The 22,094-nt window shown below is 69.8% G+C and carries 15 protein-coding genes and 1 tRNA gene; 8 read left to right on the forward strand and 8 right to left on the reverse strand.

Annotated elements, in window-relative coordinates:
* Nucleotides 1-52 precede the first annotated feature (52 nt).
* The 3 genes from ACYSUO_RS11125 to ettA are packed head-to-tail and all read right to left on the reverse strand — an operon-like array spanning nt 53 to nt 2,819.
* Entirely contained in the window at nt 53-736 is a 684-nt protein-coding gene (locus tag ACYSUO_RS11125) for a hypothetical protein (protein WP_461775895.1), read from the reverse strand.
* Complete coding sequence (locus tag ACYSUO_RS11130; protein ID WP_461775896.1) at nt 733-1,155, reverse strand: acyl-CoA thioesterase; 423 nt, start codon at nt 1,153-1,155, stop codon at nt 733-735. The genes ACYSUO_RS11125 and ACYSUO_RS11130 overlap by 4 nt, the downstream gene beginning before the upstream one ends.
* Complete coding sequence (gene ettA / locus ACYSUO_RS11135) at nt 1,155-2,819, reverse strand: energy-dependent translational throttle protein EttA (protein WP_461775897.1); 1,665 nt, start codon at nt 2,817-2,819, stop codon at nt 1,155-1,157. The genes ACYSUO_RS11130 and ettA overlap by 1 nt, the downstream gene beginning before the upstream one ends.
* A 263-nt stretch (nt 2,820-3,082) precedes the next feature.
* Here ettA and ACYSUO_RS11140 point away from each other — a divergent pair, with 263 nt between their 5' ends.
* Nucleotides 3,083-6,148 carry an AfsR/SARP family transcriptional regulator gene (locus ACYSUO_RS11140; protein WP_461775898.1) on the forward strand — a complete coding sequence of 1,022 codons (3,066 nt, stop codon included), beginning with the start codon at nt 3,083-3,085 and terminating at the stop codon, nt 6,146-6,148.
* A gap of 96 nt (nt 6,149-6,244) precedes the next feature.
* Here ACYSUO_RS11140 and ACYSUO_RS11145 read toward each other — a convergent pair whose 3' ends face one another.
* From ACYSUO_RS11145 to ACYSUO_RS11165, 5 genes are all read right to left on the reverse strand, one after another.
* A complete protein-coding gene (locus ACYSUO_RS11145) occupies nt 6,245-7,057 on the reverse strand; it encodes a cutinase family protein (RefSeq protein WP_461775899.1) in 813 nt (270 codons plus the stop codon).
* A gap of 178 nt (nt 7,058-7,235) precedes the next feature.
* On the reverse strand, nt 7,236-8,846 hold the full coding sequence (locus tag ACYSUO_RS11150; RefSeq protein WP_461775900.1) for a Cys-Gln thioester bond-forming surface protein: 1,611 nt from the start codon (nt 8,844-8,846) through the stop codon (nt 7,236-7,238).
* Nucleotides 8,847-9,181: 335 nt separating this feature from the next.
* Nucleotides 9,182-9,751: a single-stranded DNA-binding protein gene (locus ACYSUO_RS11155; RefSeq protein ID WP_461775901.1), complete on the reverse strand. Its 570-nt coding sequence runs from the start codon at nt 9,749-9,751 to the stop codon at nt 9,182-9,184.
* A gap of 125 nt (nt 9,752-9,876) precedes the next feature.
* The gene (locus ACYSUO_RS11160) at nt 9,877-11,610 is read right to left on the reverse strand and encodes a YfjP family GTPase (RefSeq protein WP_461775902.1); all 1,734 of its coding nucleotides are present in this window, start codon (nt 11,608-11,610) and stop codon (nt 9,877-9,879) included.
* Nucleotides 11,611-11,828: 218 nt separating this feature from the next.
* Nucleotides 11,829-13,508: a dynamin family protein gene (locus ACYSUO_RS11165; RefSeq protein ID WP_461775903.1), complete on the reverse strand. Its 1,680-nt coding sequence runs from the start codon at nt 13,506-13,508 to the stop codon at nt 11,829-11,831.
* A gap of 333 nt (nt 13,509-13,841) precedes the next feature.
* Here ACYSUO_RS11165 and ACYSUO_RS11170 point away from each other — a divergent pair.
* From ACYSUO_RS11170 to ACYSUO_RS11200, 7 genes are all read left to right on the forward strand, one after another.
* Nucleotides 13,842-13,914, forward strand: a tRNA-Arg gene (locus tag ACYSUO_RS11170).
* Between the two features lie 130 nt (nt 13,915-14,044).
* Entirely contained in the window at nt 14,045-14,470 is a 426-nt protein-coding gene (locus ACYSUO_RS11175; protein ID WP_461775904.1) for a nuclear transport factor 2 family protein, read from the forward strand.
* A gap of 998 nt (nt 14,471-15,468) precedes the next feature.
* The gene (locus ACYSUO_RS11180; RefSeq protein ID WP_399230904.1) at nt 15,469-15,768 is read left to right on the forward strand and encodes a WXG100 family type VII secretion target; all 300 of its coding nucleotides are present in this window, start codon (nt 15,469-15,471) and stop codon (nt 15,766-15,768) included.
* Nucleotides 15,769-15,845: 77 nt separating this feature from the next.
* Nucleotides 15,846-16,160: a hypothetical protein gene (locus ACYSUO_RS11185; protein WP_461775905.1), complete on the forward strand. Its 315-nt coding sequence runs from the start codon at nt 15,846-15,848 to the stop codon at nt 16,158-16,160.
* A 68-nt stretch (nt 16,161-16,228) separates the two neighbouring features.
* On the forward strand, nt 16,229-16,942 hold the full coding sequence (locus ACYSUO_RS11190) for a hypothetical protein (RefSeq protein WP_461775906.1): 714 nt from the start codon (nt 16,229-16,231) through the stop codon (nt 16,940-16,942).
* Between the two features lie 25 nt (nt 16,943-16,967).
* Entirely contained in the window at nt 16,968-21,476 is a 4,509-nt protein-coding gene (locus ACYSUO_RS11195; protein WP_461775907.1) for a DUF6531 domain-containing protein, read from the forward strand.
* Nucleotides 21,476-21,922 (forward strand): SUKH-3 domain-containing protein, encoded by a 447-nt coding sequence (locus ACYSUO_RS11200; RefSeq protein WP_461775908.1) that lies wholly within the window; start codon nt 21,476-21,478, stop codon nt 21,920-21,922. Before ACYSUO_RS11195 ends, ACYSUO_RS11200 begins: the two co-directional genes overlap by 1 nt.
* The last annotated feature ends 172 nt before the right edge of the window (nt 21,923-22,094 follow it).

Genomic DNA, 22,094 nt, shown 5'->3' on the forward strand with positions numbered 1-22,094 from the left:
CCGCGGGGTCCGGGGCGGAGCCCCGCGACCGCCACCCCGTCCCGGCCAGGGATCACGCGGGGCTGACGGACAGCCCACCCAACGTGGCGGACGCCCTCCGCAGGGCCACGGACCCGTACGCGGTGCGCAGCCGCAGCCACGCCCCGGCCGCCACCAGGTCGACCTGATCCCCCCGCAGGAAACCAAGGGACGCCGCGGCGTGCACGATCCGCACCGGGGCCCCACTCGTACCGATCTCCCGCGACCAGACCTCGTGGCCGATCCGGTCGAGTTCACCGCGCGTACGCGCGTCCGGCGCCAACTCCTCGACCCGCGCCCGGAATTCGACCACGGCCGCCTTCACGAGCCCACGCAGCGCGTCGGCGTCGGGGAACCCGGCCACCCGCTCCCAGCCACCGAGCGGCGGCAGCACACCGGCCCAGGGCGGCCCGGTGACGGCGCCGGGAATCGCGACGGTCGCGCCCGCCTCATCGATGGAGTCGAGCAACTCCCCCGCGGACACGGTCACATCGAGGGTGTCCTCGATCCCGTTCTCGTACGGCTTGAGCAGCCGCGCCGTACGCACGGCCAGCACCTCGAACGAGGGCGGCCGCCCGAACACCGCGAGCGCCGACCCACCGGCCTGCGCCCGCAGCCGCACGGCGGCCGCCTTGTCGTAGTGCAGCAGCCGGCCGAGGAAGGCGGCGAGATCCGCCGCCTCCCCCGGATCGGCGAACGACAACACGGTCGCACTCATGCGACGAGCGCCTCCGAACGGTCCGCTTCGTCGTCCCGGTACTCGCCCAGGAACTCCCGCTCCTCGGCGGTGATCCGCCGCGGCCGCTGCGCCTCGAAGTCGAACGGCACGACGACCGTCGAGGCGCGGACATACACGACGTCCTCGTCCTTCACCTCGTACGACAGCGTGAACGACGCGGCCTTTATCTCACTCACCCACAGCTCGATGTCCACGGGCCGGTGCCGATGCACCAACTGCCGCTTGTAGTCGATCTCATGGCGCGCCACGACGGACCCCTGCTGGAAGTCCTTGTCGGGCCGAAACAGGAAATCGATCCGCGCTTCCTCCAAGTACCGGAGGAAGACCACATTGTTGATGTGGCCGTACGCGTCCATGTCGGCCCAACGCAGGGGGCAGGCGTATACGTGGCGGGCCATCAGCCGCGGGTCAGCTTCTTGTACGTGGCACGGTGCGGACGCGCGGCGTCGGCGCCGAGCCGCTCGATCTTGTTCTTCTCGTAGGACTCGAAGTTGCCCTCGAACCAGAACCACTTGGACTCACCCTCGTACGCGAGGATGTGCGTGGCGACCCGGTCGAGGAACCACCGGTCGTGAGACACGACGACAGCGCAGCCGGGGAACTCAAGCAGCGCGTTCTCAAGGCTCGACAGGGTCTCAACGTCCAGGTCGTTCGTCGGCTCGTCAAGGAGCAGCAGGTTGCCGCCCTGCTTGAGGGTGAGCGCGAGGTTCAGCCGGTTGCGCTCACCACCGGACAGGACACCCGCCGGCTTCTGCTGGTCCGGCCCCTTGAACCCGAACGCGGAAACATACGCCCGCGACGGCATCTCGACCTGGCCCACATTGATGTAGTCGAGCTCATCACTCACCACGGCCCAAAGAGTCTTCTTCGGGTCGATGTTGGCGCGGTTCTGGTCGACGTACGAGATCTTGACGGTGTCGCCGACCTTGATGGAACCGGAGTCCGGCTCCTCGAAGCCCTGCAGCATCTTGAACAGAGTGGTCTTACCGGCACCGTTCGGACCGATCACACCGACGATCCCGTTACGCGGCAGCGTGAAGGAGAGATCATCGATGAGCACCTTGTCGCCGAACGCCTTGCCGAGGTTCTCGACCTCGACGACGACGTTGCCCAGACGCGGGCCCGGCGGGATCTGGATCTCCTCGAAGTCCAGCTTCCGCATCTTGTCGGCCTCGGCGGCCATCTCCTCGTACCGAGCGAGACGCGACTTGGACTTGGTCTGGCGCCCCTTGGCGTTGGACCGCACCCACTCGAGTTCTTCCTTGAGCCGCTTCTGCCGCTTCTCGTCCTTCTTGCCCTCGACCTTGAGGCGCTCGGACTTCTTCTCCAGGTACGTGGAGTAGTTGCCCTGGTAGGGGATCGCGCGCCCGCGGTCGAGCTCGAGGATCCACTCGGCGACGTTGTCCAGGAAGTACCGGTCGTGAGTAATGGCCACGACGGTGCCCTTGTACTGGGCGAGGTGCTGCTCCAGCCAGTTCACGGACTCGGCGTCGAGGTGGTTGGTGGGCTCATCGAGAAGCAGCAGGTCGGGCGCCTCGATCAGCAGCTTGCACAGCGCCACACGTCGCTTCTCACCACCGGAGAGGTTGGTGACGGGCCAGTCGCCGGGCGGGCACCCGAGGGCGTCCATGGCCTGCTCCAGCTGACCATCGAGGTCCCACGCGTCGGCGTGGTCGAGGTCCTCCTGGAGCTTGCCCATCTCCTCCATGAGCTCATCGCTGTAATCGGTGGCCATGAGCTCGGCCACCTCGTTGAAGCGCCTGAGCTTGCCCATGATCTCGGCGGCGCCGTCCTGGACGTTCTCCAGCACGGTCTTACTCTCGTCCAGCTTCGGCTCCTGCATGAGGATGCCGACGCTGTAACCGGGCATGAGGACGGCGTCACCGTTCGACGCCTGCTCGATGCCCGCCATGATCTTCAGGACAGTCGACTTACCGGCACCGTTCGGCCCGACAACGCCGATCTTCGCTCCAGGAAGAAAGTCCAGGGTGACGTCGTCGAGGATCACCTTGTCGCCGTGCGCCTTGCGCGCCTTGCGCATGGAGTAGATGAACTCAGCCAAGAGAAACCGTCCGGCAGTCGAAGTGTGTATCGCAGTAAGGGGCCCGCGTGCTGCGGCTCCACCGCGTGAGGGCAGATACACCCCATCTTGCCGTACGGCCACCGCTGGGCGAAAACGTGTATCGGTGGGTGGGCCTGAACTGGGCTTTCTTGGCGGTGGCTGGTAGCAAATCGGTCACTGTGTGTCGCGAGGGGCGTGCAGGTCTTGTGGGGGTCGGTTGAGGGACCGGATGGGGGCGATTCAGGCGTGGGTAGTCTCGCCGCGTGCTGATTCCGAGCGAGTTGTCCACTGAAGTGAACCCGCAGGACCCGCGCCTTCACTTCGCTCTGCTCGGGCCGCCCCAGGCCTGGCGCGGCGACGGCGGTCTGGAGCTCGGGCCGGTGCGGGAGCAGGCGCTCCTGGTCGCGCTGCTGTTGCGGCCCGGGAGGACGGTCAGCCGGCAGCAGCTGCTCGACGGGGTGTGGGGGACGGAGCCGCCCGGGACCGGGACCAGGGTGATCCCCGTATACGTGCATCGGTTACGCCGTCGCCTGGATGTGCACGGGGAGGCCCGCTCCGTGATCGAGACCGCGCGCGGCGGGTATCGCTTCGCTCCCGGCAGTGCGCGTGTGGATGTGGATGTGGCGCGGTGGGAGGAGGCCGTTGCCGCCGGGCATGCCGCCAAGAAGTCCGGGGATCTGGATGGCGCGGTGGATGTCTGGTCCCGTGCGTTGGAGCTCTTTCGCGGTGAGCCGCTGGCCGGGATACCCGGGCCCTTCGCGGAGGGCGAGCGGTTGCGGCTCGCCGAGCAGCGGCTCTCGGCCGTGCAGGAGAAGGCCGACTGCCAGCTCCGTTCCGGGCGGCACACCGAGGCCCTGGCCGAACTGTTCTCGCTGACGACGGCCCACCCCTACAACGAGGCCTTGGCCACCCTGCTCATGCGCGCCCTGCATTCCGCCAACCGGCAGGCCGACGCGCTGGACGTCTACGCGACCGCGCGCCGCCGCCTCGTCGACGAGCAAGGAGTGGAGCCGGGCGCCGAACTCCGACGGGTGCACGCGGCGGTGCTCCGTGGCGACGATCCGTTCCCGATCGGCGGTGCCACAGTAAGGGCAGTAAGGGAACGGGCGACAATGAAACCGCCAGCCGTAGTGCCTCAGCAGCGTACCGACGAGTCTCCTCGCAAGCACCGCGCACGCTATGAACTGCCCGTCGACACAAGCAACTTCACGGGCCGCGAGCGCCAGCACCAGCTGCTCGTCGCGCCCGCCGACACCCAGGAAGTCACCGTCCGGGCGGTCGACGGCATGGCCGGCGTCGGGAAGACCGCCCTGGTCGTGCGCGCGGCGCGGGCCCTGCGCGACCGGTACCCCGACGGCTGCCTGTTCGTGGAGCTGCACGGGCACCGCGAGGACCGCGGGGCGGTCGGACGGCAACGCGTTCTGCGCCGATTATTGCGGGCGGTCGGGGCCGGCGAGGGGCAGGACTCCGAGGACCTGGACGAGCTGGCCGCGTCATGGCGGGCGGCCACCGCTTCCCTCCGGCTGCTCCTCGTCCTCGACGACGCCGCCCGCGCCGAACAAGTGCGCCCCCTGCTGCCCGCGGGCCCCGGCACGCTGGTGATGGTGACGAGTCGTCGTCGGCTGACGGGCCTCGACGTGGACCGCAGGGTCTCGCTGTCCCCTCTCGGCATCGGCGAGGCGACCGAACTCCTGACCCGCATAGTCGGCCGTGAGGAAGAGGAGACAGGGGAAGTAGGGGGCGGCGACGGCTCCGGGCGTGAGTGCGCCGCCGTGCGTGAGCTGGCCACTTTGTGCGGGCGGCTGCCTCTGGCGTTGCGGATCGTCGGCGCGCGGATCCAGGACCGTCCGCCCTGGGCGGTGGAGGCCCTCGCGGCCCGGTTGACCGACGACGAGCGCCGCCTCGACGAACTCGCCGTGGAGGACCGCAGCGTAGAAGCCGCGTTCGGGGTCTCCTACGCCCAGCTGCCCGCCACCGAGCAGCGCGCCTTCCGCGTCCTCGGCCTCTCGCCCACCGTGCGTCTCGACCGGCTGACGCTGGCCGCCCTTCTCGACGGGACGCCGCCCGACGCCGAACGCGCCCTGGAGAACCTGGCCGACGCGAGTCTGACGCAGCGGGTGACAGTCGACCGCTACCGCCTGCACGACCTGGTGGCCGTCTACGCCCGCCGCGTCGCCGCCGCGTCGCCCGACGAGGCCTCGGCCGCGAGGGAGCGGGTGTTCCGGCTGTACGTCGCCGCCGCCCGCTGCGCCAGCGACTGGGGAACGTCGTCCACCCCGACGGGACCGCAGGGCACCGGCCCCTTCACGGGCTGGGAGGAGGCCACGGCCTGGCTGGACGAGGCGGGCGGCGAACTGGTCGACGTGATCGGCCAGGCGGTGTCCGTCGGCCGGGTCGACGAGGCCTGCTGGATCGCCGAGGGCCTGGTCGACTACCTCACCAGACAGGGCCGGTTCCACGAGTGCCGCACCGCACTGGAGCTGCTGCTCCCGCTCCTCGAACAGGCCACCGACCGCCGGATGGACTCCGCGCTGCGGATCGGCTTCGGCATCCTGTACGGGGTCCAGGGCCGGTACCGAGAGGCCCGTGCCTGGTTCACCGAAGCGCTGGACATCAGCCGCCGCGCCGGCGACCGCCACGAGCAGGCCCGCGCCTCGGCCGGTCTCGGGACCTTCGCCAACCTTGAGGGCCGGATCGCCGAGTCCATGGAGCACTTCGCCGAAGTCCTGCGCCTGGCAGGCGAGTTGACGCACGACGACTGGCTCACGGGATCGATCATGACGCGGGCCGGCGACATGCACCACCAACTCGGCGAGCACGACAAGGCGTACGACCGCTACCTGAAGGCGATCGCGCTGGCCGAGAAGGCGGGCAGCCCCCGCCTCCTCGGCAAGACCCTGCTCCGCCTCGGCGGGCTCCAACTCGACCTCGGGCGGCCCACCGAGGCCGTCGGCACCCTCGGGAAGGCGGAGAGCCTGGCCCGGCGCCTCGGCGATGTTCCGCTGTACGCCGCCGCCCTCGACAGGCTGTCCACGGCCGAGGCGGACCTGGGCAACCCGGAGGCGGCCGCCGACCTGCGGCGCCGGGCGCGCAACGTCCTGGACGAGGCGACCGACACCGCCCCGGAGATCGCGCTACGCCACCGGCTGCTCTGGCACGAGGCCGTGGGCGAGGGCCTGTCCGGCTCCCGCGACTTCTTCGAACGCGGCACCGCCCTCCCCGACACCGACGCCAACCGGGCACGGATCTCCCGCGTACTGGACGACCTCGGCGACCGAAGACAGGGAGAGGGAGGGCGACAGGACGGGGATGGTCCGGCCGGCCGGTAACCGGCCGGACCACTTCCCCGCCCTGCTCCCCCGTTCCTTCAGCAGCCCTTCGGCCCCTGAAGATCTGAAGCCCGGAGGCCTGGAGACCCGGAGGTTCTACACGGGGTCCCCGTTCCGGTTCAGCCACTGAACGCCGTTCTGGCCGGTCTGGTTGAGGCTCTTGGGGATGGCGACCGCCGGATACAACGGGTGCACGTCGAAGTACCCGGGCGCGTTCGTGATGGACCTCAAGTCGCACACCGGGTCACCGACGATGCAGAACCGCTTGACCGGAATCCCGTCGAAGTTCACCGGCCCCGCACCGGGCGCGGAGGCCACACCCGGGATGCCGAGCCCCTTGGGGACACGGGCCCCGAAACCGGTGTCGGGCTGCATCGGGTCGGCATAGAGCATGCCGTCGACCTGCGAGCGCGGGATACCGGTGTCCCCCTGCGCGATCTTCTGGAGTACGACGTCCGCCGCCTGGGCGCCCTGGGAGTAGCCGGTGATGGTGAGTTGGGCGTCGGGGTGCGCGTTATGGGTGTCCTGCGCCGCCTTCAACCCCCTCTCGATGCCCAGTTGCACGCTGGCGTCGTAGGTCGGCGAGGTGAGGGCCTCGGGGTTGACCTTCCCGGACGGCTCGATGAGTGAGCCGGAGGGGCCGATGATCGGTCCCGCGGAGGCCGGGTAGCACACCTTGATCGCGCTGGCGCCGAGGCCGAACGCGTCGTTCGCGGCGTCGTAGGACGAGTTGGTATTGGGGCAGCCGTCCTTGTTCTCCGTCGGGCCGGTGCCGCCGATCTCGATGTAGTAGTGCTCCGCGCCGTCCGCATGCGCGGCCGGCGCGAACGCGACGGCGCTGCCCGCGGCCAGTACCGCCGCCACCGCAACGGCGCGAACAGCCCCCGCCGCCCTGCTCTTCTTCGACATGTGCGTTCCCCCTCGGGTTGTGGACGTCCCGGTCAACCAACGCACTTGACGCTAGGGAGCCGTGATCACATCCCGTTGACATGTGGATGACAGCGCAGGTGGCACGGCTGCGGCGCGCCCGTTCCGAGCCGGGGAGGCCGGAGAGGCCGGGGAGGGGGACGCTCCCCGGCCACCACCGCTACTCGCCGTCGCTGCTGCCGTCGCCTGCGCCCGGCGCCTTCTTCTTACGGCCCATGACAACCGACGCCCCACCGATCAGAACCAGCAACACCGCGATACCCGCGATGATCGGCGTCGCGTTCGAACTGCCCGTCTCGGCCAGGTCCGTGTCCGCGGCGTCGGATCCCGTGCCACCGACGGAGGCAGGGCTCGGCTGCGTCGTCGCCTGGGTGCGCAGACCGCCGCCCGCCGTGGAACCCGCCGCCGAGGTCGTCGCGCAGTCGAGCACGCCCCGTATCCGCTTCTCGAAGCCGTGCGGCCCCTTGATCGTGAAGTCGTACGCCTGGTCCTCCTGCAGCGGTATCGTCACCGTCCGCGTCTGGCCGGCCGGGATCGTGTACTTGGTGCCCATGAGCGTGAACGTGTACGGCGCGTCCCCGCTGTTGGCGGCCGTGATGTCGACGCCGTCCTTCGCGCAGTTCTCCCGCGCGGACAGTGCGGGCACGGCGCCCTCGCTCGCCCAGGTCGCCGTGGCGGTCGCGGAGACCGTGGACTCGCTGGAGCCCGCGAGGATCTGCGTCTGGCTCCTGGTGTCGGAGGCGAAGGCCCGGCCGACCGGAACCGTCGTCGACGCCTGCACGGTCAGCTCCGCCGAACCCGCCTTCGCCTGCTTGGGTACGTCGAAGTAGAGCCGGCTGCCGTCCTTCGCGGTGGTGACGGGCCTGCCCTTCTCGTCGACGAGCTTCACCCCGGCCGCGGCGGCCTCGACGGGCGGCATCACCGTGACGCTGTCGGCGTTCGTGTGCACGGTGACCGGGCCGACCCTGTTGCCGGCTTCCGAGTCACCGGCTTTCAAATCCACACGGTCTCCGGCTCCCGAATCCGCACGGCCACGGGCTTCCGAGTCCGCACGGCCACGGGCTTCCGATTCCGCTCGATCCTTGGCTTCCGAATCCGTACGCGCGGCGGCTGCCGCATCGTCCGCATCATCCGGCTGCTCGGACACGGCCTGCGGCGTCAGCGTCAACGAGGCCTGCGGCTCCGCGAGGTCACGCGCGCTGCGCTGCAGATAGTCGGCGAGCTTCTCGGCGGCCGGGCTGACCGCGTCCACATCGACCTTGTCCGAGTAGCGCCAGATCGCGACCTGGGTGCCGGCCGCGGCCTCCTGCTCGGTGAGGCTCCCCGCGTGCGCCTTGCGGGCGAGCGCGGCGAGATCGTTGACCTGCGGATACGAGTTCTGCAGGATCCAGCGGATGCGCCCCGCGTTCGCGTTGTCGTGCAGCGACGTGCCGGCCCAGGACGTCTCGCGGTACTTGGCGTCCGGCTGCGTCGGGTTGTGGACGTCGACGCAGTACGTCTGGAGCGTCCCTCCGTCGTCGACGGCCATCCGGAACAGGCCCGCCGACACCTTCTCGTCCTTCCCGGCCTCGTGGATCACGGCCGTGTCGTACGTCTCCAGGCCGGCCAGAACGGCGCTCGCACCGCTCTGCTCCGTCGCACCGTCCTCGGCTTGCGCGACGCTCGCGCCGGATATCGCCCCTGTCGCCATGAGTCCCGACATCAGGGCCGCCGCGGCGAGACGGCCTGCGCCTCGTCCACGCCGCGCGGTCCGTGAGCACACAGAAAACACGAAATTCCCCTTCAGGCGGGACGGGTGGTCACATGGGGGGTGGTGTCCCGCCGGCAGAATCAACGCCAACCACAGTGATTCGGCTGGCCCTTGCACTCCCGACCCGTCGCTGCACCTGATGCGCAGAGGTCCCGACGAGCCCAGGAGTCACGCTCGGCATCCTAGGGAAATGATCTTCGGCGATCCCCGGAGCCGCCTTCCGGCAACCGATCCGAATCGCAATCGTTATCGCCAACACCGTTTCCCAGCTGGGCTTATCGACAAATCGCCAGCACGCGGGGGCCGATAAGCCGCAGTTCGGCCAGGCTTATTCGGCCAGACCTACTCGGCCGACCTCACCCCACCGGCTGCGGCTCGGCCAAATCCGGCTCGGTATCGGCCGGTTGCCCGTTCGACGCCTGGCCGGCGCCGGCCTCGGCCCCCGCCCCCGCCCCCGCCTGGCCCGGTTTCGCCGCCTCGCCCGGTTTCGCCACGTCCCACGGAGAATCGCCCTGCGGAGCACCACTCCACGGAGAATCACCCCGCGGCGCACTCTCCGAACGGACCTGCTGCGTCCGGTGGAACGCGGAGGTGCCGCGCGAAAGGTCGTGCCCGATCGCGACCGCCTCGATGTCCGCCGACGTCCAGTGCTGCCCGCCCCGCTCCTCGTCGCGCACCTTCAACTTGCCCTGCACCATGACCGGTTCACCGAGCGCCAAGGAACTCTGCACATTCGTCCCGAGCCCGCGCCAGGCCCATACCGTGAAGAAATTGGTGTGCCCGTCCACCCACACGTTCTGCACCCGGTCGAAGCGGCGGCTGTGCGCCGCGAGCCGGAACCGGGCGACCGGCCCCGTCGGCAACTCCCGGAACACCGGTGTCGTCGCCACGTTCCCCACCACGGTCACCATCGTCTCGCTGCTCATCCGGAACCCCTCCCGTTACCCCCGTCCGGCCCTGACGGCCAGGACGTCCGTGCGCGGCCCGAGCCCTTCCCGAGCCGCGATCACAGACTGCACCCGGCGCCGCGATCCCCGCCGACGCCTGTGTCCTACCCGCGGGTTGTGGACAACCCGGTCACTCCCCCGGCCACCCGTACGTACTGCTCCCGCACCTCCCGGTACCGCAGCAGCTCTGCCGCGACGGGATCCAGCACCCGCGCCCTGCCACAGGCCGCGGCCGCGTCCCTGAGCCGTCGCTCGGCCTCCTGCCCGTACCGGCGCGCCGGCCCCTTCGCCGCCATCCGGCACGACCACTCCACGCACGGCCCGCCCACGAGCCCCGTGAGCATCAGCAGCAGGGGCACGCCCAGATTCGCCGAGAAGACCCCGACGACCTGCCCCACCAGCCACAGCACCCCCAGAACTTGCAGCAGCGTCATGGCCACCTGGGCGAACACCGCGACCGGCCACCATCCGGGCCTCGGCGGCCGCCCGGCCCCGTACTCCGACTTGAGGTGCTCGGAGGCGGCATCGGACGCCAGCTCGTCGAGCGCCTCCGGCAGCCCCTCGCCGCCCCGCGTCGCGGCCTCCCGCACGGCCTGCCCCCACGCCTCGGGCAGCCCCGTCGCGGCTGCGTCACCGACCACCCGCACCGCGTGCTCGACGCGCTGCCGGGCCGTGACCTCCTCCTCGTCCGCAGGGACCGCGGGGGCCACGACGTTCGAGCCGACCGCGCGCCGGTCCTCGTACCAGCGCCAGAGCCTGAGCCACGGCGTGCCGCAGGCCCGGTTGGCGCCCCGGCTCCACTCCCGCCCGGCCGCCTGGCCCGCGGCGGCCGCGCCGACGGCCTCGGCGAGCCGGTCCGCGAACTCCTCACGGGCCTCCTCGCTCAGCCCGCTCTGCCGCCCGGTCGCGTACACCTGCTTGAGATGGTCGGCGGCGGCGTCGACGTCGGCGCCGATCCGGCGCGCGGCGGCCCGGCGTTCGGTGGTGACCTGGTCGAGGCAGTCGCGCAGATCGTCCACGCCCTCACCAGTGAGGGCGGAGAGCGGCAGCACCGTGGCACCGGGCTCGCCGTGCTCGCCGAGCGCGATGCCGTCCTCGTCGAGCAGCCTCCGTAGATCGTCCAGGACCTGCTCGACGGCCTCGCCGGGCAGCCGGTCGACCTGGTTGAGCACGACGAACATCACCTCCGCGTGCCCCGCCATCGGCCGCAGATACCGCTCGTGGAGCATCGCGTCGGCGTACTTCTCCGGGTCGACGACCCACACCACGGCGTCCACCAGGCCGAGCACCCGGTCGACCTGATCACGGTGTTCGAGGGCGGCCGAGTCGTGATCGGGCAGGTCGATCAGGACCAGCCCGTCCAGCGCCGCCTCCCCCTGCGGCCCCTGCGCGGGGCGCCTGCGCGCACGCCCGGGGATCCCGAGCCGGTCGAGCAGCCCGGCGGCCCCGTCCGTCCAACTGCACGCGATCGGCGCGGAGGTGGTGGGCCTGCGCAGCCCGGTCTCCGAGAGGGGCACGCCGGCAAGGGCGTTGAACAGCGTCGACTTGCCGCTTCCGGTGGCCCCCGCGATCGCGACGACCGTGTGCCGCGAGGAGAGCCGCCGCCGGGCCGCGGCCTCGTCGAGCACCTGCCCCGCCTCGGCGAGGGTCGTCCCGTCGAGCCGCGCGCGCGAGAGCCCGACGAGCTCCCGCAGCGCGTCGAGCCGCTGCTTCAACTGCCCGTCGTACGTACCCGATCCGGCCGGCACCGCCACCTCGCCGCCCTGCTTGGCGACGCGCCGCGCGATGAGACCGTCGTCCCAGGGGGTGGACTCCGTACGCCCTTCGGGAATCTCCACGCCTTGGGTGGACCCGGCGTCCTCTTCGGAGGAGGCGGAGGACGCGGAGGACGGTGCGGCTTCCGGTGTGGGGGCATCACCGAGCTCGTCCGCGAGATCCGTCAGTTCGGAGTCATCGACGGAACGTGTGTGATCGACGGGCCCCGTGGAATCGGCAGAGTTCGTGGAACCGTTGGGATCCCTGGGATCGGTCTGATCCGTGACGGCGGACAGCGCCCTCACCTCTCCTTCTGCAACAGCGAAAGGGCCGCGATCAACTCGGCCTGGGATTCGGGTGTGATGTCGAGCGCGTCGAGCGGCGCGAGTCGCCGCTCGCGTTCCGCACCGAGCACGGTGTCCAGATATTCACTCAGGAGCTCTCCACCGCGATCGCGCAACCGCAGTGCGCCCTGGGCACCGATCCGCTCGGCCAGGTTCTCGCCTGCGGCCTTGCCCCGGCGCCCGCCGAGCAGCCCGGTGGCGACGAGCGCCGCGACCGCCTCGGCGTCGGGCGGCGAACCGTCCATGGCCTGGGCGGCGGCCCGCGCCTCGTCCTCCGCGTACTCCTCGAGCACCCGCCGCCAGCGCCGTACGGCAAGACCGATCCGCTCCTCGACGGTCTCGGCCCCGGGATCCTGCCTACGTAGTTCCTTGGCACGCGAGCCGGGTTCGCGACGCCAGGCCTCATCAACCCGTTCATCGGCCGCAGTGACCGCACACGCCAACAAGGAGCCGAGACTCTCCACCAACGCATCAAGCAGCTCACCGGCCCCACAGTCCGCCGGATAACTCCGCCAGTGCTTCAGCGCGTTCCCGGAGAGCACACCCCCCTTCCGCAAACGCTCCAGTACGCGCGCGTGCTCGGTCTCGTACGCGTCCTCGACGGCGGAGGTGAGCCGGACCATGGCGGAGTGCTGGGCGGCGACGGCCGCGGCCAGTTCGGGCATCCGGGCGCGCAGCGAGTCGAGCGTGCCGCGGGCGGTGCGGTCGACGGCGCGGGCGCGCGCCTCGGAGTCCTGGGCGCGATGGGTCAGCCAGGCGCGGAGCGGGGCGACGGCGGTGGCGGGCAGCAGCCCCCCGTTGCCGGTCGACTCAGGCAGCTCCGGCACGGTGAACCGCGGCACCTCGCCGAGCCCGGCCTTGGCGAGCAGCGCGCCGTACTGCCGGGAGACCTCGGCGACGACCTGGTGGGGCACCCGATCGAGCACGGTCACGAGGGACGCGTCGTACTCCTTGGCGGTACGCAGCAGCCGCCACGGCACGGCGTCGGCGTAGCGGGAGGCGGTGGTGACCATGACCCACACGTCGGCGGCGCTGATGAGCCTTGCGGCGAGCACGCGATTCTCGGCGACGAGGGAGTCGATGTCGGGGGCGTCGAGCAACGCGAGCCCGCGCGGCAGCACCCCCGAGGTCTCGACGCGCAACACCCGCTCCGCCTCGTCAGGAACAGGCTCGAGCTCCCCCTCCTCCTCGCCCTCCCCTTCGAGCCCCCCATGCCCGCCACGCGCACCATGCCCGCCATGCCCGCCATCGGCCTGCTTGGGCATCCACACGCGCGTGAGGTCGGGCAGCACCCGCATCCCGGAGAACCAGTGGTGGTCATCCGGATGGCAGACGAGGACGGGAACACGTGTGGTCGGCCGCAGCACCCCGGCCTCGCTCACGACACGCCCCACGAGGGAGTTCACCAGCGTCGACTTGCCGGCGCCCGTGGAACCGCCCACCACGGCGAGCAGGGGCGCTTCGGGAGCCCGCAGGCGGGGCACCAAATAGTCGTCGAGTTGTGCGAGCAGCTCGCCGCGGTTGGCACGCGCGCGTGGCGCCCCCGCAAGCGGGAGCGGAAAGCGCGCGGCGGCGACACGGTCGCGCAGCGCGGTAATTGCGTCGAGCAGCTGAGGCCGAACGTCCAAGGTCACCACACGTGAAGAATGCCCAATTTTGGACGCTTTATGAAGCATATGACCGCGTCTGCGCGCCGATAAGTTACGCGATAAGGCACAGGAAGCACACAGCGGGACGGAAGGGGCGACTGGGGGCGCAGGCATAACGAGTGCACAACACCCGAGGCGTATGAAGCCAAAAGCGATGCAGGATTCGTACCTACCTGCGATTATCGGGACCGCTTCACTGAACCTCCACATCGTGCCGCGGAGGCGAAGCAGCAAGGGCAGGGACCCGGGAGCCCTATCCTTGTCCCCGGCAAGGTCACGGATCACCCCACATCCCCCGACCAAGCCACCGGCCACACACCGGCCCCCGTAGCTCAGTGGATAGAGCAGGCGCCTTCTAAGCGCTTGGCCGCAGGTTCGAGTCCTGCCGGGGGCGCCTTCAAAAGGCCCTACTCCGGTAGGGCCTTTTTGCTGGTCAGAGGGGGTCTACTCAGGGAAGCCAGTCATGCGGTCACGTGCGTCCCTACGGTGAGTGGGTCAACAAGCGTTGAGCGATTGGAATCCCAGTGGCGCATCTGGACACGCCTGCCGCCCGTACTCCTCATGAGGTACTGGCCCGCTACTACCAAGCCATGCTCGACAAGGCCCCGGACGATCTCAGCGATCTCTATGCCGTGGACGGGGTCCATGAGTTCCCGTTCTCGTCTCCCGGCTTTCCTCCGCGCTACGAGGGACGCGAGGCCGTGCGCGCGGGATACCGGCGGGCCTGGGGCTCGAGCCCCGTCCAGGTGCAGGAGGTCAGGAAGATCGGGGTCTATGAGACCACCGACCCGGAAGTGATCATTGCCGAGCACGTCGTGATGGGAACGCTGCCGACCAAGGACACCACCTTCACCGTCCCCGGCCTCCTGATACTGCACGTCCGCAATGGACTGATCATCCGGGTCCGCGACTACATGGACGGCTTGGGAATCCCCAGCGCCAGGGATTGAAGGCCAGATCATGACGGCGGTATACGCCGCTCTACCTGGCCGTTGCTCAGTCCAGTCCGGCCGACAGCTCCGGGAGGTCTCCTCTCGCCTCGACGCGCTCGCTTCTGCCCGTCGGTCTGCGTCGCCGCGTAGGGAGGGCGTCTGTGACGCAGGACCACGGATGTGTCGTGGTTCCGCGTCACGGTTCCACGGGTGGCGGCCCAGGCGGTCCGGTCCGGCCCGGGAGGTCAGTGCAGGGCCGCTGCGAAGGTTTTGCGGTGGGCTGGTGTGTAGGCGTGTTCCTCTTCGGACCAGTGGATGCGGTTTCGGATTTCAGCAGTGTTCGCGGTGTGTGGGCGTGGGGATGTGAGGTGGGTGCGCGACCAGGCGGCGTTGCTTGGAGTTGATGCACCAGGTCCATGCCCTGTAGCCGAGGTCCTCTAGTGGTTCGCCGGGGGACGCTGTGTCGAAGTCGATGAAGGCGGACGGGACACCGTCGGAGAACACGGTGGTGTTCGGGCCCGGGTGTTGTGGCAGACCACTGAACAGGGGCCCGCTAGGCGGCTGTTGCGGGTGGCGTCGTGGAGTGATCTCAGCAAGGTGCGTGCGGCGGCGGCCTGGTGGACGCTCCACGTCTGGAAGTGTGCGGGCACCCATCCGGGCAGGTAGTTCAGGGTCTCGCGGTCGTCCGCGTCGAACCCGAGGTGGCGTGGGGCGCCGGTGAAGCCCGGTTGTTCGTCGAGGTGAGTCAGTAGCTCCGCGACGAAACAGGACGAGTGCCGGACGGGCGTCGGACCGTATCTCCGATCCTCACCACGCCCATGGCCTCATCCTGTCCACCCCACCGGATGATCCTGAACGTCGGTCGCCTCGCCGCACCTTTCCCCAGGTCCGGCCCCCCTCCACCTTTTTCGTCACCGTTCAGCAACAGCCATGAACCGCCTCGGCGAGTGCCCCGTAGACCCCGGTGTGCGCGGATCTAGGACCGCGGGCGAATCGAGACGAGAGAAGGAACCGAGATGGCCGGCGGCAACATCAGGATCAGCCCCGACGAGATGCGCGAGGCGTCCACCTGGCTGCAGAACCAGAAGGAACTCATGCAGCAGAGCCTGCACGAGGCCAACACCAAGATGGACGAGATGGTCGAGGCGGCCTACGCGACGCCCGGCTCGGAGAGCAAGTTCCGCCCGTACTGGGAGGAGTACAAGAACGGCACCGAGAAGGCCATCGAGGGTCTGCAGGGTGTCAGTGAGTTCATCAAGCAGGTTGCCGACGCGTTCGTCGACACCGACGACCAGACCGCCGGCTCCATCGGCTGAAGCTCCCCCGCATCGCCCGGCCCCGCTCTCCCCGTGAGGGCGGGGCCGGGCGGCTGGGACAGGAGAAGGGGATACCGATGGGCAACATCAGCGTGCCTGTGCAGGACCTGAAGGACACCGCCAAGGAGCTCCAGAACATCGGGGATCTGATCGGGAACTCCGCGACGCTCTACCACGCCGCCGGCGGCGACGGGGACTTCAAGAGCCTGGCCGGCGACAGCAAGCTCGCGGACGCCCTCGACGCGTTCGACAAGGCGTGGGTGGCGGGTCACGAGCGGGTTCACGACAACGTCAAGAAGTTCTCCGACAACACGGACACGATCGCCGAGAACTTCACGCAGACCGACGACGAAACCATCAAGTCGCTGGACGAAGAGAAGCAGGACGCGTGACGGAGGAACGTCGCGAAGTGCATCGCGAAGAACCTCGCGAAGAGCGTCGCGCGGAAGGGAATAGCGCCATGACGACGGAACCGACCACGGAGCAGCCGGAGGCGGCCGCGCCCGCGGAGTACAGCCTGAGGTTCCCCGACTCGTGGTGGCACCTCGACCTCGACCCGAACACCCGGGACGCGTCGATCCGCCGCCGTATCGAGGCACAGGTGGAGAAGTCCCCGCAGCTGAGCCGCGAGCGGGTGGACGGGCTGATCCGCAGTACGCGGCGCATCGCCCGCGAGGCGCACGCGAAGGGCGCGCTGCGGGCGTCGGGCATGCTCAGGATCCTGCGCGCGGGCAGCGGCCCGCTGGTGCTCAGCGCCACCACGGTGGTGCTGCGGATCTCCGTTCCCGAGGAGGATGCGGAGGATCTGGCGGACCTCGTCATGGCCGCGGGCGTGCAGCTCGGCACCGACGCGGAGAGCAGCGGACTGCCGCCCGGCGAGGTGGAGTTCGTGGAGCTGCCGCATGTCGGGGCGGCCGGGCGGATCTCCCGTATCGAGGACATCGACTACAACGGGACGCGCGTGCCCACCGCGGTGCGGCACACCCTCGTCCAGGTGCCGAACAGCCACGACTATCTGGTGCTCGCCAGTTCCACCCCCAACGTGGATCTGGCGGAACAGTTCTACGAGGTCTTCGACGCGATCGCGGAGTCACTCCGTTTCGGCGACCCGGACGCCACGCCAAGCACGAATGCCGCACCCGCCCCCGCGGGCGTAACTGAACAGGGAAAGTGAGGTCGCGGCCATGGCGCGCCCTGCGGTGTCCGATTGGGAAGACGTCTTCGGGTTCTCGGACGACCCGACCCCGGGCGATGCGGACATGCTCGGCGATCTAGCTCGCCAGTACCGTTCCGTCGCCGACAACGCGGGCGATGCCCTGCCTCTCGTTTCCGGTCTGGAGAACAACCAGACCGGCGAGGGCAAGACGATGGACAAGCTCCGCGAGAAGCTGGGCGACCTGGCCGAGCAGGTGCGCAAGTTGCACGACTCCTACGATCAGGCGGCCGGCGCCCTCGATACGTATGTGCACTCGCTGCGTGATCAGCAGCGGAATGCCGACAACGCGCTGGAGAAGGGGCGCGAGGCCAAGGCGCGGCTCGATTCGGCCACCGACGTGGTGAGTGCGCTCACCGCCGACATCAGCCACCTCGACGGCCAGCAGCACCCGCCGGACGACAAAGAGGCGCGGGCCAGCACCCGGCGTGCTCTCGACGAGGCGCACAGCAAGCAGTCCTCCGCACAGGCGCAGGCCGACGACGCGCAGGCCGATCTGGACGCGGCCCGGATGCTCGCCGAGGACGCGCGGCAGGTGCGTGAGGAGGATGCCTCCCTAGCCGCGCAGAAGCTGGACGACGCCCGGGGCGAGTCCGTCGAGGGGTACAGCCTCTGGGACAAGATCAAGAAGGCGTTCAGCAAGGCCCTTGGCATCATCAGCGCCGTACTGGGCGTGCTCGCGCTGCTGATACCCGGCCTGCAAGGGCTGGGCATCGCGCTCACCATCGGCGCCGTCCTGACCGGTGCGGCGTCACTGGGCATCAATATGTCGATCATGGCCGAGACCGGCGACTGGAACATCGGCGAGATCGTGCTCGGCGTCGTCGGACTCGTCGCGGGCGGCGGTGCGCTCTTCAAGGGGCTCGGAAGCGTCGGCTCGGCGCTCAAGGGCCTCAAGCCCGGCGCGATGAAGAACATCGGGTCCGGCGCCACCCGTTCCGTCAGCCGGGAGGGAATCGCCAAGAAGTGCGCGGGCGACCCGGTCGACGTGGCCACCGGCGAGATGCTGCTGACGCAGACCGACCTGGAACTCCCGGGCGAACTGCCGCTGGCGCTCTCCAGGACATATCTGTCGACCTACCGCTACGGGCAGTTCTTCGGCCCCTCCTGGGCCTCCACACTGGACGAGCGCCTCGAGGTCGACGGCCGGGGCCGGGTGTGGTGGGCGCGGGAGGACGGGTCGATCCTGACCTACCCGCGGCTCCCCGAGGCCGGCTCGGTGGACGACCTGGTGTGGCCCGACGAAGGCCCCCGCCTGCCGCTGGCCGCCGGGGAGACGGCCGAGGGCGAGGTCGCCTACGTCGTCCGCGAGTCGCGCGCCGGCGTCGTCCACCACTTCGCGGACCGCGCCACGGACAGCGCCGACGACGAGACCCGCGTGCACTGGCTGGTCCGCCGGCACGACCGCAACGACAACGAGGTACGGATCGAGCGGGAGGCGGACGGCTCCCCAACGGCGATGGTGCACTCCGGCGGCTACCACGTGGAGCTGAACTGCGTCGCCGGACTGCTGCTGGACGCCTCCGTGGTCACGCCCGAGGGCCCGGTGGAGGTGATGTCCTATCAGCGCGACGCGGACGGCAACCTCAGCCACATCGTCAACTCCTCCGGCAAGGCGCTGGTGTTCGGATACGACGAGCACTCCCGCATCACCTCCTGGACCGACCGGAACAACTCCACGTACCGGTACGTCCACGACGAGCACCACCGCGTCACCGAGACCATCGGCCCCGACGGGAACCTGTCCTCGCAGTGGTCCTACGACCCGGCCGCGCAGCGCACCCACTTCACCGACTCCACCGGTGCCACCACCACTTATCAGCTCAACGATCTGCATCAGGTCGTCGCCGAGACCGACCCGTTGGGGCACACCACCCACTCCGAGTGGGACCGCTACGACAACCTCCTGTCGCGGACCGATCCGCTGGGGCGTACCACCCGCTACGAGTGGAGCCACGGCGGGGACCTCACGGCAGTCGAGCATCCCGACGGCCGCCGCACCGAGGCCGCCTTCGACGCTCGGCACCAAGCCACCGAGGTCGTACTGCCGGACGGTGCGGTGTGGCGGCAGGAGTTCGACTCCCGGGGCAACCGCACCTCGGTCACCGGCCCGGACGGGTCGGTCACCCGCTTCACCCATGCCTCGACGGGCGCCGTCGCCACCGTCACCGAGGCGGACGGCACGCAGACGCGTATCGACACCGACGATGCGGGACTGCCCGTCGGCATCACCGGTCCGCTGGGTGCGGCGACGAGGTGCGCGCGGGACGCCTTCGGCCGCCCGGTCGCGGTCACCGATGCTCTGGGCGGCGAGACGCGAATGGAGTGGACGGTCGAGGGTCTGCTCTCGCGCCGTGTGGCGATGGACGGCAGCGTGGAGGAGTGGCGCTGGGACGGGGAGGGCAACTGCCTGTCCCACACCGACCCCGCCGGCGGCACCACCGCCATGCGCTACACCCACTTCGACCTGCTGGCCGCGCGCACCACCCCGGACGGAGAGACACTCACCTTCGGCTACGACACCGAACTGCGCCTGACCAGCGTCACCAACCCGCAGAACCTGCTCTGGAACTACTTCTACGACAGTGCCGGCCGGGTCACGGGCGAGTCGGACTTCGACGACCGCACCATCAGCTACGCGTACGACGACGCCGGCCGGCTGACGTCGCACACCACGCCGCTGGGTGAGGAGATCACCTTCGAGTGGGACCTGCTGGGCCGGGTCACGGAGAAGGACGCCGCCGGTGCGGTCACCCGCTACACCCACGACGAGGCCGGGCGCCTGATCCGCGCCGAGAACCCGCAGTCCGTGCTGGAGTTGTCCTACGACGCGAGCGGCCGGCTGGAGTCGGAGACCGTCGACGGCCGCACCATGCGCTACGGCCACGACCAGGCCGGACGGCGCATCTCCCGCACCACGCCCACCGGCGCCGTCTCCTCCTACACCTACGACGTCGCAGGCAACCGCACTGGTGTGTCCACCGGCGGTCATGAACTGACCTTCGAACACGACGCGCTGGGCCGGGAGACCGAACGTCTCTTCGGCGCCGACGTCCGCCTCTCCTCCACCCGGGACGGCCTCGGCCGCCTCACCCGCCAGTCCCTGACCTCAGGGCACGAACTGCGCCGCGCCCGCTCCTACGGCTACCGCCCCGACAGCTACCTGACCTCCCTGACCGAGGAGGTCACCGGCCAGCAGCGCCGTCTGGAGCTGGACCCGGTGGGCCGTCCGCTCTCCGTCACCGCGGACGGCTGGACGGAGTCCTACGCCTACGACGCGGCCGGCAACCAGACCGCTGCCGAATGGCCCGGCCGGGCCGACGACAGGGGGTCCCGCGGAGAGCGCAGCTACCAGGGGACGAAGGTCCTGTCGGCGGGCAACGTGCGCTACGAGTACGACGCGGCGGGCCGCATGACGTTGCGTCAGAAGACGCGGCTGTCGAAGAAGCCGGACACCTGGCGCTACGAGTGGAACACCGAAGGCCGGCTGACCGCCTCCACCGGCCCCGACGGCGTCCGCTGGACCTACACCTACGATCCGATGGGCCGCCGTACCGCCAAGTACCGCATGGGCGAGGACGGAACGCCGGTCGAGGCGGTCCACTTCGCCTGGGACGGCACGCGGCTGGCGGAGGAGTCCTCCTCCCGCAATGGCGTCACACTCACCTGGGATCACGAGGGGGACCGCCCGCTGACGCAGTACGAGCGGCGTCTGACGACCGCCGACGGTGCGTCCCTGCCCCAGGACGAGGTCGACTCACGCTTCTTCGCGATGGTCACCGACCTCGTCGGCGCCCCGACGGAACTGGTCGACGAGCAGGGCCGGATCGCCTGGCACACGCGGTCGACGGTCTGGGGCACCACCACCTGGAACCGCGACGCCACCGCCTACACCCCGCTGCGCTTCCCCGGCCAGTACGCCGACCCCGAAACGGGGCTGTACTACAACTACTTCCGCCACTACGACCCCGAAACCGCCCGCTACACCAGTCCTGACCCCCTCGGGCTCGACCCGGCGCCCAACCCGGTCGCCTACGTCGACTCACCCGTCGCCAGGATCGACCCGCTCGGACTCGCTCCCTGCGACGACCTGACACAGGCCGTCAGGCAGGAGGCCGACGCGGCCTCGGTGATCAGGCCCTCCAAGGCGCGGCCCATCATGGCCGAGGGGATCAGGACCCGGGACGGGAACATCTTCACGGCGACGAGTAATCGAGGTGCCGCTCGTGAGCTTCACCCGGACGTCCAACGGGTGCTGAACGATGTTCCGGAGACAGCGCGCGGAAGGGGGCACGGACAGTGCGGGCTTCCCGAGACCTTGACCCAGGCACTCAACAAGGGGCACGACCCGAACGGATCGATGGGGGCCGCATTGATCATTCGTGGTGAGACGACGCACCCCAAGCACGGTCTCCCGGCGGACCCCTGCGCCAGTTGCCAGAATCTGGTCAACCACTACGGAATCGACTTCATCACCCGAGGAGGGGCGCAATAGTGGAGGAGTTCTCGCCGTCGCCGGAGGTGGCCGACACCCTCGTCTCGTTCGGTTGGTCGAGGGATCGGCGGGTGGACCCCGGGCCGTGGACCGCGCCCTTCGAGGAACAGGGGATCGCCGTCCACGAGCCCGTCCGCGACTTCCTCGCCCGCTTCGGTGGACTGAGCTTCGAGATTTCTGGGCCCGGTATCAACTGTGCGCGAGAACCATTCGAGATCGATCCCTCGCTGTGCCAGGGCGAAGAGGACCGGTTCTCCGAGTGGGGGGAGGAGCTGGGGATCCAGCTGTTCCCAATCGGCGAGCTCGACCATGGACGGTTCTTCCTCGGCATGGACGAACAGGGTGTCCTCTATCTGGTCGCGGACTGGGTCGCTCGCTTCGGCCCGTGGCCCGAGGCGATCGACGCCCTGGTCAGAGGAGTGAAGCCGGAAGAGATCGCCGGTTGAGAAGCCCTCACCCGGCGGCCCGGCCAAGTGCATGTCCGCCTCACCGGCGGGCACTTCGGCCGGGCCGGCCCGGCCAGCCGTGCATCGCCACGCGGTACAGCTCTGCGAGCACGTCGTCCACCGGGTGAGGCTGCGGCTCGCCGGAGGAGTCGAGCCTGTTCCAGAAGGCGCC

The organism is Streptomyces sp. UC4497 (genome assembly GCF_054871485.1).